Origin of the sequence: Bradyrhizobium sp. SZCCHNS3002, from assembly GCF_032377435.1 — a bacterium.
In the GTDB taxonomy this organism is placed as follows: Bacteria; Pseudomonadota; Alphaproteobacteria; order Rhizobiales; family Xanthobacteraceae; genus Bradyrhizobium.
Genome location: NZ_JAUHHY010000004.1, coordinates 43,982 through 56,729, shown reverse-complemented (window position 1 = coordinate 56,729; position 12,748 = coordinate 43,982). Strand labels below are relative to the sequence as shown.

Annotated in this window: 12 protein-coding genes; 7 read left to right on the top strand and 5 right to left on the bottom strand. The window is 62.5% G+C overall.

Annotation, left to right across the window (positions count from 1 at the left end; translation table 11 throughout):
- The first annotated feature begins 98 nt into the window (after window positions 1-98).
- The 5 genes from QW845_RS09990 (at window position 99) to QW845_RS09970 (ending at window position 5,683) form a co-directional block, all read left to right on the top strand.
- The gene (locus tag QW845_RS09990; RefSeq protein ID WP_315801431.1) at window positions 99-1,202 is read left to right on the top strand and encodes an NAD/NADP-dependent octopine/nopaline dehydrogenase family protein; all 1,104 of its coding nucleotides are present in this window, start codon (window positions 99-101) and stop codon (window positions 1,200-1,202) included.
- A gap of 31 nt (window positions 1,203-1,233) precedes the next feature.
- Window positions 1,234-2,196 (top strand): DMT family transporter, encoded by a 963-nt coding sequence (locus tag QW845_RS09985; protein WP_315801430.1) that lies wholly within the window; start codon window positions 1,234-1,236, stop codon window positions 2,194-2,196.
- 215 nt (window positions 2,197-2,411) lie between these two features.
- A complete protein-coding gene (locus tag QW845_RS09980; RefSeq protein WP_315801429.1) occupies window positions 2,412-3,791 on the top strand; it encodes an MmgE/PrpD family protein in 1,380 nt (459 codons plus the stop codon).
- Window positions 3,792-4,908: 1,117 nt separating this feature from the next.
- A complete protein-coding gene (locus tag QW845_RS09975) occupies window positions 4,909-5,103 on the top strand; it encodes a transcriptional regulator domain-containing protein (RefSeq protein ID WP_315801428.1) in 195 nt (64 codons plus the stop codon).
- Between the two features lie 4 nt (window positions 5,104-5,107).
- Window positions 5,108-5,683: a DUF2285 domain-containing protein gene (locus QW845_RS09970; protein WP_315801427.1), complete on the top strand. Its 576-nt coding sequence runs from the start codon at window positions 5,108-5,110 to the stop codon at window positions 5,681-5,683.
- A 109-nt stretch (window positions 5,684-5,792) separates the two neighbouring features.
- Here QW845_RS09970 and QW845_RS09965 read toward each other — a convergent pair whose 3' ends face one another.
- Window positions 5,793-6,269, bottom strand: a complete 477-nt coding sequence (locus QW845_RS09965) for a helix-turn-helix domain-containing protein (protein ID WP_315716414.1) — start codon at window positions 6,267-6,269, stop codon at window positions 5,793-5,795.
- A 167-nt stretch (window positions 6,270-6,436) separates the two neighbouring features.
- Here QW845_RS09965 and QW845_RS09960 point away from each other — a divergent pair, with 167 nt between their 5' ends.
- Both QW845_RS09960 and QW845_RS09955 read left to right on the top strand, forming a co-directional pair.
- Window positions 6,437-7,216, top strand: a complete 780-nt coding sequence (locus QW845_RS09960; RefSeq protein ID WP_315716412.1) for a hypothetical protein — start codon at window positions 6,437-6,439, stop codon at window positions 7,214-7,216.
- 31 nt (window positions 7,217-7,247) lie between these two features.
- Window positions 7,248-7,619: a nuclear transport factor 2 family protein gene (locus QW845_RS09955; protein ID WP_315716411.1), complete on the top strand. Its 372-nt coding sequence runs from the start codon at window positions 7,248-7,250 to the stop codon at window positions 7,617-7,619.
- A 152-nt stretch (window positions 7,620-7,771) separates the two neighbouring features.
- On the opposite strand, the gene QW845_RS09950 is transcribed toward QW845_RS09955, so the two are convergent.
- The 4 genes from QW845_RS09950 to QW845_RS09935 are packed head-to-tail and all read right to left on the bottom strand — an operon-like array spanning window position 7,772 to window position 12,745.
- Complete coding sequence (locus QW845_RS09950) at window positions 7,772-9,070, bottom strand: alkaline phosphatase family protein (RefSeq protein WP_315801426.1); 1,299 nt, start codon at window positions 9,068-9,070, stop codon at window positions 7,772-7,774.
- 2 nt (window positions 9,071-9,072) lie between these two features.
- Window positions 9,073-10,350 carry a phosphonoacetate hydrolase gene (gene phnA, locus QW845_RS09945; protein ID WP_315801425.1) on the bottom strand — a complete coding sequence of 426 codons (1,278 nt, stop codon included), beginning with the start codon at window positions 10,348-10,350 and terminating at the stop codon, window positions 9,073-9,075.
- The gene (locus QW845_RS09940; RefSeq protein WP_315801424.1) at window positions 10,350-11,696 is read right to left on the bottom strand and encodes an amidase; all 1,347 of its coding nucleotides are present in this window, start codon (window positions 11,694-11,696) and stop codon (window positions 10,350-10,352) included. Before QW845_RS09940 ends, phnA begins: the two co-directional genes overlap by 1 nt.
- The gene (locus QW845_RS09935) at window positions 11,693-12,745 is read right to left on the bottom strand and encodes a branched-chain amino acid ABC transporter permease (protein WP_315801755.1); all 1,053 of its coding nucleotides are present in this window, start codon (window positions 12,743-12,745) and stop codon (window positions 11,693-11,695) included. The genes QW845_RS09940 and QW845_RS09935 overlap by 4 nt, the downstream gene beginning before the upstream one ends.
- Window positions 12,746-12,748: the final 3 nt, after the last annotated feature.

The following is a 12,748-nucleotide window of genomic DNA, read 5'->3' as shown; positions in this document are numbered from 1 at the left end:
GAGATGCTTCCGTATGTTTACAGGATTATTATGTTGACCGGATCGCGCTGCTCCAAGAATACTTAAATCTACGTTAGGTTGCGTCATGGAGCAGCGACATGCAGACGTCGGTTTCGATCATTGGTGCCGGGAATTGCGGATGTGCGTTCGCGGCCGATCTTGCCAGTCGAGGAGCGAACGTACTGTTGTACGCGCATCCCGAACATCGCCGGCACGCGGAGACAATCGACCGCAACGGCTATCTGGAAGCAGGCCTCAAGATCGAGGGGCGCTTCCATCCGGATGTCAGCTCGGACATCGCCGACGTCGTCCGGTTCTCCAAGTTCATCATCATCACGGTCCCGTCATATGGCCATGAGGCCGTCCTGAGCGAGCTCGCAAAGTTCGACCTCAGCAAGCATGTCGTCATTTCGATCACGGGCAACTTCTTCGCTCTCATGGCGCGCAGACAGATCAATGCGCGGTACATCCTCGAAACCGCCACGGCGCCCTACGCCTCGAGAATGCAGGATGGCAAGGTGACGGTGATGGGCATCAAGAGCATCATGCCGATCGCAGCGATGCCGGTCGATGTCAGTGAAGCGTTGCGCGATGAGATTGGCGCGATCTTCCCGATGCCGCTGGAGTGGCGCAGCAATGTTCTCGAGATCGGCATGTCTTGCATTACCGGCGTGATTCATCCGACGCCGGCGCTGATGAACGCCGGATGGATCGAGACGCGAAGGGGCGACTTCTATTTCTATCGTGAAGGCATGTCGACGTCGGTCGCCCGCGTCATCGACGAAGTCGACAAGGAGAGAATGGCGATCGCCAGGGAATTTGGCTTCAAGCCGCAGCCTGTCGTGGCGATCATGAACAGCTACTACGACAGGGCCTTCACCAGTTTCGGCGAGTTCGCCAGAGAGACGGTCGAACACAACACGACCAAGATGGCCCCTCAGCACATGCGCGACAGGTTTATTGTGCAGGACGTTCCATACGTTCTGGTTCCCTGGTTCGAGCTCGGCGTCAAGGTCGGCCTCCATTCCACCGCGATCAAGTCGATCATCGATCTGGCCTCCATCGTCAACGAGACGGACTATCTGGAGACCGGCCGAAATCTGCGCAGGCTGGGACTGGATGCGGCTTCCAAGGGCCAGGTGATCGAGACATTCAGCGCACCGCTTGCGCCCTGGGACGATGAGCTTCGCCGTATCGCGTAGATCTTGGCCGCTTCTCGACCATGAGGCTTGTATGACGATCATCAGCAGCCGGCAGGACGTGACAAACAGCTCGGTGTCATCTCACCTGCCGGCAATCGGCTATAAGGTGCTCTCGGCAGCGGTGCTCGCCGTCATGTTCGCCTTGATCAAGAAGCTGGGCGGCGAGTACCCCGTGGGACAGATCGTCTTCGTTCGGAGTTTCTTCGCTCTGCTGCCGATTCTCTGGCTTGTCCGGCGTCTCGGAGGTTATCGTCTGCTTCGCACCGAACGGCCGGGCGCTCATCTGCGCCGCTCCGTTGCCGGTCTTTGCTCCCTCTTCTTCAGCTTCACGGCGGTCGGGATGTTGCCGCTCGCGACCGCGACGGCGCTGGGCTACGCGGCGCCGTTGTTCATCACGCTGTTTGCCATTCCCTTGCTCGGGGAGAGCATTCGCCTCCATCGTCTTGTTGCCGTCGTTTTCGGATTTGGCGGCGTGCTGCTGATGGCCCATCCCGATGGCCGGGGGCTCTCCTCGGGAGTCCTGTTCGCGCTGGCCGGTGCGGTGGCTACGGCCCTTGCATTGATCTCCATCCGCAAGATGCGGGACACCGAGACGAGCATGGCCATTGTTTTCTACTTTTCGCTCTCGGGCACATTGGTGAGTGCAGCGACACTGCCGTTCTCTGCAGTCTGGCCGAGCGTGACTGACTTGCCGATCCTCGTCGCAATTGGCGTTCTGGGCGGCGCTGCCCAGATTCTGCTCACCAAGGCCTACCAGATGGCGCCGGCGAGCGTCGTTGCACCCTTCGAATACGCCACCTTCGTCTTTGCCTTTCTGCTTGGTCTCCTCGTCTGGCGTGAGATGCCGGTCCCGATCGAGCTGGCCGGGATTGCCGTCGTAATCGCCTCAAATCTCTTCATAGCGATGTACGAGCAGCTGGCCGGAGTTTCGTCAAAGCTTCGCCTGCCCGGCAAGTGGCACGACACCGCGACGGCCCGCGCCAAAACCGACTGAAAGGATCGGCGCGGATCCGGCTCAACCCCATAACTCCGACGAATAGGTGCTCACAAAATTCGACTTTGACTTCCTGCTGCCATTCGCGCGGAAGATGCTCAAGGCCAGCTTCGTGCCACTTCGATAGAGTTCGGTTTGCCAATCATGAGTCGGACGGATGCGCTAGCTCACCTCGTCCGATCTGCACACATGTTGAAGAATCCCTGGAGGCCCGCATGACATACACCGCTGCCGAGCTGTTGGCCGAATGGGTCAGCGCGAGCAAAGTTCCAGAAGAAGCTCGGATCAGCGCGGCAAAATGCGTGCTCGATTTGATGACCGCCGCGATAGCCGGCCATGAGGCGCCAAATGCGGTCGCCGTGCGCCGAATAGCGAGCGCGACCTGGGGCCATGGACCGGCGGCGATGTGGTTTTCGGGAGAGCGGTCGACCGCTGCGGGGGCGACCTTCGTCAATGCGGCCTGCGCGTGCTCGCTCGACCTGGATGATGGCCACCGCGCCGCTTCGGGGCACCCCGGCGCAGCGATCATTCCGGGGGTATTGTCACTGCTCGGCAGTCCGTCCTTGGATGGGCAACGGGCGCTTGCAGCCATTGCCATCGGATATGAGATAGGCGTTCGTATTTCTGCTGCCCGGGATCTGCGAGGCGTCCCGACGGTGAACAGCGGCCTCTGGAGCGGTCAAGCCGTTGCGGCAGCGGTGGGTTGGCTGAGAGGGCTGTCGCGGAGCCAGATCGCACACGCGATCTCGATCGCTGGGACAACGGCACCGAGCCAGTCGGCTACTCCATACACCCGGTTCAGAGGCAACAGCGTCAAGGAGGGCATCCCATGGGGAGCTGCCAACGGCATCCTGGCGGCTGATCTGGCCAAGCAGGGCTTCACCGGACCGATCGACATTCTGGACAGTTCAGAACGTTACGATCGCGCGCGGCTTCTCGACGGGCTCGGAACGAGTTGGCTCATCAACAGCACCTATTTCAAGCCCTATAGTTGCTGCCGTTGGATTCACGCGCCGATTGACGCGCTGATCACATTGCTGAACGATCATGACATTCATCCGGAAGCCATCATCAGCATCGATGTGGAGACCTTTGGGAGGTCGTTGACCCTGAGCAACGAGGCGGAGCCGCGTACGCTGGAAGGAGCGCAATACAGCCTTCCGTTCTGCCTCGGTGTCGCCGCGATCAGCGGCGCACCAGCGTTGCTCCCCTTGAGCAACGCGTCGCTGACAGACCAACGAGCCATCGAGATCGCTGGACGCGTCCACATGACGGTCAATCCCGAATTTGAGCTGATGTTCCCGGCTGCGGTTCCTGGGCGGGTTCGCATCACCACGGCTTCGGGCACCTTTGAGCGGACCGTGTTGGCGCCGAAGGGAGAACCTACGAACCCCATGAGCTGGAACGACATCGGGTACAAGTTCCAAGCCATTGCAGCTGGTCGCGCCGATGCTCGTGTCGCGGCTGGGATTCCAAATGCGATCGGAGCGTTGCGAAGGGGAGACGTTGCGCCGTTGCAATCGATGCTGGAAGCAAGGCTGTTCGCCAGCTCGAATGACGCGTCGCCCGTCGAGCGGCTTGCGGTCGCCCAGTAGGCCCAGCGGGCGATGAGACGGCGGCAAAGGTCTTCCTGGCAACAGGCCTATACAGATGGCTTTGTCCCATCCCCTGGACGGGAGCGTACGTGTGAAGCCGGCGAGGAGGGACCGGCCACTCAGCTTCTGCATATCGGGAAATCCTTCAGTGCGGTGAAGACGACGCTACGGTCGCCGTCGACGTGAAAGCGCCATACGTCAATCGGATCGACCTTTAGTCTATGTTTGAAATCTTGTTTTGAGCAGCGAGAAGGCCGGCATGGTCAAGACACCTGTTTTCATCGGACCGAGCGTCGCAACGGATGCTCCCGCCCTTGCACGAGCGGATACTGCCCGTCTGCTCTGTCCCCATCGGGCAGATTGCGGGACGAACTGGCGGGGATCAAAGGCGAACCTTGTGTTCGCAGCAAAGCTGCTCGGCTGCCTGCGCACGGGAACGTCACCGCCACCATCCGCGCTCGAATGGTCCGGATTTGTTGAGCACTGGACTGTCATCGTTCGCGACGACATATGTGTGCTTGAGGGAACGGTATGGCGTCTCCCATTCTGCCAGGGCAGCTTGGCTGCACCTCTTTTGGCCATTGATCCTGCCGCAGGGTGGGCGCGCGCGCTCGGGGAATGGCTTACGATAGGGGCGCCTCACAGGAGCACCGGCGTAGCCGGACTTCGTCCGGAGCTGATCTCTGATCGTGCGGCACGATGGCTGGAACATCAGCTCGCCCCCGCAGACTGAGCTGTGGCCAGATCGCTTGACCGAAATTGCCAAGGGCGGACGAAGCACTTCTCAAACGGATGTGAGCGCCATTTGAGAGCGCGCGTGAGCTTCGGGCGTAAGCAAACTTGATAGGGTCGCGCGACGGCCGTCGATTCTGCTGAAATCCTTGGCAAAGTGGACCCGAGGCAAGGCCAGTATGGCGCAGACAGCAGCGGGGCCTCATCATCGCTGCCCGGAATCGCGCGATTTGAGTGAAACCGAAAGTCCCAGGAATACGCAAAATCCACCGTGTTGCGCTCGATCGGTGTCAACTCCGCAGATTGATAGCCCCGTGCAGGAGACCTCGTTGCTAGCCTCTGCAAACGTTGGTGAGAGAGCGGAAATGGCAGGGACGAGTGTGTAATGAGCGAGTTCAACTGGCGGTCGGCCGAGTCCTACAAGAAGCTCGAAACAGCCGATGCGGCCGATTTTGCCTGGGAATGTCTACGTCGTAATCCAGACTATCGGCGAGATTACAGCGATCTGCTTGCACAAGACAAAGACGGCCCGACCCATCCTGAATTCCGGCAGCGATGGGGGCTTTCTTTTCGCGGCTGACCCAATGCGCCGGTTTGATGCTCAGGCCATATTCTGGGCGCCGGAGGTGCTGCCGACCGTGCTTCGCCTTGCTCCGGCCTCGCAAGGCTCGCTTGCGCCATTCTCTCATCTCGACCTTCGCGGATCGCCCGGCGCCGAGCTGAGACGGGCGTCCGATGGCTGGTACGCGGTGCTGCAGTTGGGCGGCGCCACGCACCGGCTGCTGCTCTCCCGGCTTCCGGCGAAGGGGGCGGCCGTGGCTGTCGAACTGCCGCTCGACCGTGATTTCGATTTGCAGACGCGCGCGGCCTATCGGCTTTGGACGGCGCTGAGACGAGGTCCGATCCGGCTGCCGGCTCACACCGGGCCCGTTCAGCAGCGCCGGCGCCTCGTTCTTGCGCTGCGCGCCTTGGATGGCCGCCTCGCGGGCCAGAATTATCGGGCGATCGCCACGGCTCTGTTCGGGTCCGAGCGAGTTGAAGATCGGGGATGGAAAACGCACGACCTGCGCAGCCGGACGATCCGGCTGGTTCAAACAGGTCAGACCCTGATCCGAGGCGGCTATCGAAATCTGCTGCGTAGCCAGCGGCGATCAGCATGATCGGCGCACTGGTCCGTCTCGCAGCCGCCGCGGACGTCGACCCTCTGGCAAGGACTGCATGAGGGATGCGAAAACTCAGTCATTCGGCTTGGCCGATGTCCTGAGCGCATTACTCGTCGTCGCGCGAGCGGAGAAGTTCAGCCATCTGCAGCACCTTTCGGCGAAGCCGCTCGTCGGATATGCCGAAATAGAGCTCGAGCAGCTGGCGAGATTCGCGTTTGGTCACAAGCTCACTGAAGTCCGCCGTCTGCTCATGAGACGCCTCTGGCACAGCGGCGCCTGCCTTGACGTCAATCTCGTCAAAGAACCACGTGATCGGAACAGCGAGCTGGTTTGCGATTTCGTACAGCCGAGATGCGCTGATCCGGGTCTCGCCCGCTTCATACTTCTGAATGAGTTGAGCTGTCACGCCGAGGCGTCTTGCCAGGTCATCCTGGCTGAGATCGAGCAGGTTCCGTCGCAGGCGCAAGCGCGTTCCCACATGCTGATCGACATGATTGGGCTTCTTGGATGACCTCCTGAGCCGCTTGCCTTGGTTTCGGGACACAGCGGGGCGGCCGTCAGGGAGCTGTTTGGAAGTCGCCACGTCCGCTTACCTCATGCCGTATCCAAGATGTTCGTCCATGAAGCATCAATCTCAGCTTGAAACAATCAACCAGAATTATGTCATTCGCGCTACAACTACAAAGGATAGATCAAATGCAATCGTCGCCAGCCACGGTTTGATGTGCGTGACGTAGCAAAGGGCAAGGAATGTCGATGCAGGATTGCTGTCCTCAATCTGGCCGCGTGCCTTCCAATCTGAAGATCGATCATGGTCCGATCAGCCTCCTGGGACGCTTCTTCCTCGCCGCTGACACCGCCGCCCAAGAGCGCGGCGTCAGCGTCTATTTTGCGAGCCTACAGGATTTGCTCGACATCAACAGCGCAAATTCCGACAGCTGGCGACCGCTGGTGCCGATCTTCCAGCCCGACCTCGGCGGCGCGACAGCTGAGAACACCTTCGTCATGGTCGGAAAAGACAAGGACGGGGAGATCGTCGCGACACAGGCGGGTCGGTACTACGACTGGACAGCCACGACGCTGTTCGAGGAAGCCATCTCGCTTCGTATGTTCTACGCAGATCCGGCAGCCGCCTTGGCGCGCGGCGACGGCTGTCTGATTGCGACCCCGGTTGCGTCGACGATTGCGGGGAGGGTCGTGTTTTCCGGCGCCGGCTGGTACCGGCGCGATTTTCGCGGCAGAGGGTTGGCGCGAATCCTGCCCCGGATTTCGCGTGCCTATGCTCATGCGCGCTGGAATACGGATTTCACGATCAGCATGATGGCCGACGCTGTGATTGCCGGCGGCATGGCGGATCGCACCGGCTACACCCGGATCGAGCGGTCGAGCGTCGAACTGGTCGTATCTCCGCTCGGATCGATGCGCTGTGGTCTTGTCTGGATGCCGGTGCAGGAGATGCTGGCCGATCTGGAGGCCGCCATGGGCGTAAGCTGGCGCGAGGAATCCGATCCGCGCGCAGCGGCGATGTGAGCAGAGCCGGCTCTCAATGGCGGGGGAAAGCATGCAGGGACCGCTGGGTCACCGGGAAGCCGAGGCTTATGTCAGGCACCTGTTCGCGTGTATCGACGCTCACGACTGGGCAGGCTTGTCCAGCCTGCTGGACGACGGTGCCGTCTATGAGCGTCCAGGATATGAGCCCTTTGTCGGCAAGTTGGCCATCATGCAGTTCTATCGCCACGAGCGCATCGTGGCCTCGGGCGAGCACCTGCTTGAGCAGGTGCTGAGCAATGGCGAACAGATCGCCTGCTGGGGCAGCTTTGCGGGCCAGGACAAGAATGGGCGTCCCTTGAAGGCCAGATTCGCCGATGTCTATCATCTCAGCGGTGGCCGCATCGGCCTGCGGCGGACGTTCTTCGACAGTCCGGCGCTCTGATCAGCGCAGTGGCTACGCGCTCTCGGCACCAGTGAACAACTGCTCTGCCCAGGGGGCATCGACAGGATGGGGGGCTGCGGTGCAGCCGGCAGGCATTGGCCACAGATGCTTGGTTGGACATCGTTTGGGCCAATGCGTGTACAGCGCGGGCGTCAGGCCGTCATGGCGCGCGTCTCGGAACGCCAGGCTGCCGCCTGCAAGGCCTCGCCGTCCATCCCTGTGCGGGGCAGCCCGAGATGGGACAGCACTGTCGGCGCGATGTCGATGACGCGCGCGGGTGACTTGCGGATCCGACCCGGACTGAAGCCTTCGCCCCATGCCATCAGGAACGGAGCCTGCTCGTAGGTCCCGAGTCCTCCATGCTGTCCGCATCCAAGTCGGTCGGGCTTGCCGAGGGCAGGCTTGGCCGCGAGGCTCGAACCGCGGATTCCGAAGCGGTTGGGGACGTCGCTGGACCGCATGGACACAGCAAAGGCAAGGCCGCCGGTGTGAGCTTGTCCAACGCGGTCGAGCTCGTCCGGCCCGAAGACCTGCCCGGCCCAATCACTGCGTTCCAGAAGCGATCGCACGTTCTGCAGCGAGGGGCCGCGCTGGGAATCGACATAGATCAAGGCCGAGGTCCCGTTCGAGATGGCCAGAATCTCGTCGGACATGGGGTTGGCTTTGAGACCCGCGGTGATCAGCGCTGCATCGATGTCGACGATGTCCTCGACCGTCTGATGACCATGATCGGATCCGATCAGAAGCAGGATGTCCTCGCCCTGGTCGCGCTGTCTTTCGACGGCTGCGATCACCTCGGCCGCCCGACGATCCGCCTCCGCCAGCACGGCAAGATGGTCCGGAGAACCGAGCGGTGCGTTGTGTTGAATGTGGTCCGGTTCGCCAAGCCACAAAATGCCGACCGCCGGGCGACGCTTCACCATCACGTCGTCGATGAAGCGGGCTGTCATCCTGGCGTCACCGCCGCTGTCCAGCGTGACGTCCAATCGATCGCCGGCCGCCACTTCGATGCGGCCAGGTCCGAATGAGCCGGCCCGGTGATAGACAAATCCATGCCCGTCGGGATCATGGGCATAGGCAGCCCCGGGGGACACGTTGCTGAAGACGATCTGGCCACCCACGGTCTTGACGCGTTCCGCCAGGGTCGGCACTTGCAGTGAGGATCCCGTGACTCGGCGCTTGTGTTGCAGAAACTGCGGATCTCCGGCGTCGCGCAGCACCAACCTGCCGGATTCGATCAGGGCAACGGAATTGCCTTGCAGTCCATGTCTTGCCGGAGTGCATCCGGTTGCAATACTCGCCGACACGACGCGTGTGCACGAAGGAAAGACGGTCCGGTAGTCCTCGAACCATTCGGCGCGCGCGGCGAAATCTGCGAGATGGGGCGTGGTCGCAGGCGAAATGAGGTCCCGTCGAAGTCCGTCGAGGATCATGATGACAACACGCTTCATGGTCAAAGGTCCACCTCATTGAGTGCGACACTGAAAATATCGAAATTGCGCAAAGTGCGCCCGTCGGGCGCGCCCGGGCTCGCGCGAAGCCGATGAGACAGGATGAAGGGGACGCGCTGCTCGGCGAGACCGCCATGCGAGCGCAGCCTCGCGCCCGCGAGGTTGGAAAGCTCGTGGTCGCATGCCCGGGCGCCCAGGGCTATTCCCTTTGCTGCGATCACGCAGACGTCGCCCTCGCGGTCGCGCGGCAGCTCGAAGCGGGCGGCCGCATCGTCTCCGGTCAAGGCGAGACCGACGCCCGGAAGCCCCGCGAGAAACGAAACGACGTCTGAGGCGCGCAGGACTGGATCCTGGAGGTGAACCCGGACGAAGCCGCCGAGCGCGCCGTGATGGCGGACGAACGGGTCGGTGATGGGGCAGATCACCCGCGTCCGCCCGAGGCCGAAGACTGCGTCGAGCTGATCGCCGAGAAACATGACATTGGGCGAACCATCGGCGTGCGCCATATCACTCATACCGTGATCGGCGACGATCCCGACGAGCGCGCCCTCGGCGAGCAGTGCGCCGAGTCTCTGATCCACCTCGGCCATGAAGGCCAGGGCTTCCGGCTCGTGCGGTGCGTAGGCGTGCTGGACATAGTCGGACAGCGACAAATAGATCAGATCAGGACGATGATCCGCCAAGAGCCTGAGACCCGCGTCCAGGACGAACAGGGACAGGTCCGCCGAATACTGACGAGGGACGGAGCGGCCGATCCGCGCCGGCACGTCTGCAATGCCATTCTCGGCTTCGCTGCAGCAATCGGCCTTCTCGGCCGAGAACACGATGCCCTTGAGGTCCTTGCCAAGCGCCTTGCGGAGCTTGTCCTTGGCCGTCACGGCGGCCACCTTGGCTCCGGCACGGGAGAAGGCGGAAAGGATCGTCGGCGCCCGCATCGGCGATGCGTCCACCATCATCACCTCCTCTCCGCTCGCGGAATCGATGTAGAAGTTGCCCGACACCCCGTGGTGCGCGGGCGCAACCCCGGTGACGATCGAAACGTTGTTTGGGTTGGTGAAGGACGGCATGGCCGAGAGCGCCGTGGTCGCAAAGCCGTCGCGTCGCATGCGATCGAGGGCAGGGACGATGCCCGCGCTGCTTGCCGCTGCGATATAGTCGGGATCGCAGCCGTCGAAGCAGATGATGACGGTGGAAACGCGCGGCCAATTGTAGACCCGTCCGTTCACTTCGATCTGCGTGTCGCAGCACGTTGTCGGCTCGGTGGCGGATGTATATCGCATCAATGATCAACCCGTGTTGGCAGGCGGCAGGTGTGAGCAATCCAGGCGGCGCTCTGAAGCAGCTCACGGTCAGAGCCATGACGCCCAATGAGCTGGAGACCGATCGGCAAGCCGTGTGCGCCGCAGAGCAGCGGCAGTGAGACGACAGGCAGACCGCACAGGCTCCAGGGCATGGCAAGACTCCCCGAGCCGGGACCTTCATCGAGCCTTGTCGCCTCGCCCGGCGCCGAAAGGGTCACAAGCACATCGTGCTGCGCGAACAGCTTGGACGTCAGGCCGATCAAGCGATCGGCCGACGCGTTCAACTCGATGTAACGTTTTGCGCCGAGCGCGATGCCTGCGGCAATTCCATCCCGCAGCGGTGGACACAGCTTGGCAGCGAGATGCTGGGGTAGATCGCCGAAGCGAGCCGCCAGATGAGCGTTCAAAAGGCCAAGAGCCACCTCGATTGCATCGCCGAACTCGCTCGGAAGATCCAGCTCGTGGACCGCGACCGGCAACGCACCGATGAAGGCCGTCAAAGCCTCGCCCGCGTCCGGAGCGACCTGCTCGAATCCCGGTCCGCGCACCACAGCGAGCCTCGGAGGGCGCCCGATCCGGTCGGCGGCGCTGTCGACAACGGGATCAAATGCGCCGGCAAACAAGCAGAGATCCTGGACGGATCTCGCGAGATAGCCAATCTGCGCAAGCCGCGGCACCAGGATGTTGGAGCCTTCCATTCTGGCAAACCCGAACGACGGCTTGAACGCATGCGCTCCGCAGAATGCTGCTGGCAGCACCGTCGACGCCGTGTGCTGAGTCCCGAGTGCAAGAGGGACCATCCGGTCGACCACAGCTGCCGCCGAGCCGGCCGAAGACACACCAGGTGAGCGTCCGAGATCATTGGGATTGCGGGTCGCGCTCGGATGATACATGCCGAATTCCGACGTCGTCGTCTTGCCGATGATGATGGCGCCGGATCGCCTGAGGATCGCGACCGCAGCGGCGTCCGCTGCCGGGCGACGGTCGCGCAGCAGGCTGCTGCCATATTCTGATGGCATGTCGATCGTATCGAAGACATCCTTGACGCCGACGGGCAGGCCGTGGAGCGCTCCGGCGAGCCGGCCTTCCGATTGCGCCTTGTCGGCGAGGAACGCCTGTTCGCGCGCCGCGTCAGCCGCGACATGAGTGAAGGCGTGGACCTCGCCGTCGCGTGCCGCGATGCGCGCGAGGCAGGCCTCGAGTAGTGTGGCCGCGGAGAGGCGTCGTTCGCGTATGGCCGAAGCTGCAGCCGTGGCCGTCAGCTGCGAAGGATCGCCATCCATCTGGCAAAGCTGACGCCGACTGTGTGGGATCGCCATGGTCATGATCGGCCCGTCTCCTCGAGGGTCTCGGCAGGTGCGAACGAGCTGGCGCTGGTCCCGCGGAGCCGCGAAGGCCAGGCGAACGCGTGTCGAGGCATCATCCCGTCACGAAAGGTCAGGACGCATGATGCGAAGACGACGCCCTGGAGCACCTGCACCCAGGCCCCATAGGGAGAGAGAAAGTGCTGCATCGTGACCAGGACCGTGGCGCCGACCAAGGGTCCGCTCAATGTGCCGAGGCCGCCGATGAGGCACATCAGAACAGCCTCTCCGGAGAGGTGCCAGTGTGCGCCGGACAAAGTCGCGAGCTGAAAGGCAACCGCACTCAGTGACCCGGCGAGGCCGGCACAGCCGGCGGCGATCGCAAAGGCAAACAGCTTGAGGCCCCGGGCATTCTGACCAAGGGACAAGGCGCGCCGCTCGTCGTCGCGGACCGCGACAAGCATCATCCCAAGCTGAGACGACAGCAGCCGCTTGATGCCGAAATGGACGGAGCAGAAGGCTGCCACGGCAAGTGCATAGACGGCGAAGTCGTTGCGCAGATCGATCAGACCGAACAGGAGGCCGCGCGGCACCGCCTGCAGCCCGTCCTCGCCATGCGTGAAGCTCGACTGGACGAACACGAAGTAGACCATCTGGGCGACGGCGAGCGTGATCATGGCTTGATAGATGCCACGCCGCCGGATCGCCAGCGCTCCCATGACGATGCCGAGCAGAATAGCGGCAGTGATCCCCGCCAGCATGGCCAGCTCCGGCGACATCGCCCAGTGCTTCAGCGCATGCGCGGTGACATAGGCGGCCGTCCCGTAGAGAGCCGCCTGTCCGAACGACATGACCCCGGCGAACCCCAGCAGGAAGTTGAACGACGCGGCAAGAATCGCAAAGCAGAAGATCTTGACCAGGAAGATCGGGTAGAGCAGTGCCGGCAGGACAGCGAGTGCAGCTGCGATGATGACGACGATCAGGATGCGCTCGTATTTTCTGTCCGCGCGTACATCCGGCGTGGCCGTGACCGGGGGAGGAATGCCGGCAAAGGAATGATGACGCAGCACCTC

What these genes read in the sequence shown, in the direction of transcription:
- QW845_RS09990 (WP_315801431.1), top strand. Translation starts at nt 99, where the DNA reads ATGCAGACGTCGGTTTCGATCATTGGTGCCGGGAATTGCGGATGTGCG.
- QW845_RS09985 (WP_315801430.1), top strand. Translation starts at nt 1,234, where the DNA reads ATGACGATCATCAGCAGCCGGCAGGACGTGACAAACAGCTCGGTGTCA.
- QW845_RS09980 (WP_315801429.1), top strand. Translation starts at nt 2,412, where the DNA reads ATGACATACACCGCTGCCGAGCTGTTGGCCGAATGGGTCAGCGCGAGC.
- QW845_RS09975 (WP_315801428.1), top strand. Translation starts at nt 4,909, where the DNA reads ATGAGCGAGTTCAACTGGCGGTCGGCCGAGTCCTACAAGAAGCTCGAA.
- QW845_RS09970 (WP_315801427.1), top strand. Translation starts at nt 5,108, where the DNA reads ATGCGCCGGTTTGATGCTCAGGCCATATTCTGGGCGCCGGAGGTGCTG.
- QW845_RS09960 (WP_315716412.1), top strand. Translation starts at nt 6,437, where the DNA reads ATGTCGATGCAGGATTGCTGTCCTCAATCTGGCCGCGTGCCTTCCAAT.
- QW845_RS09955 (WP_315716411.1), top strand. Translation starts at nt 7,248, where the DNA reads ATGCAGGGACCGCTGGGTCACCGGGAAGCCGAGGCTTATGTCAGGCAC.
- QW845_RS09950 (WP_315801426.1), bottom strand. Translation starts at nt 9,070, where the DNA reads ATGAAGCGTGTTGTCATCATGATCCTCGACGGACTTCGACGGGACCTC.
- phnA (WP_315801425.1), bottom strand. Translation starts at nt 10,350, where the DNA reads ATGCGATATACATCCGCCACCGAGCCGACAACGTGCTGCGACACGCAG.
- QW845_RS09940 (WP_315801424.1), bottom strand. Translation starts at nt 11,696, where the DNA reads ATGACCATGGCGATCCCACACAGTCGGCGTCAGCTTTGCCAGATGGAT.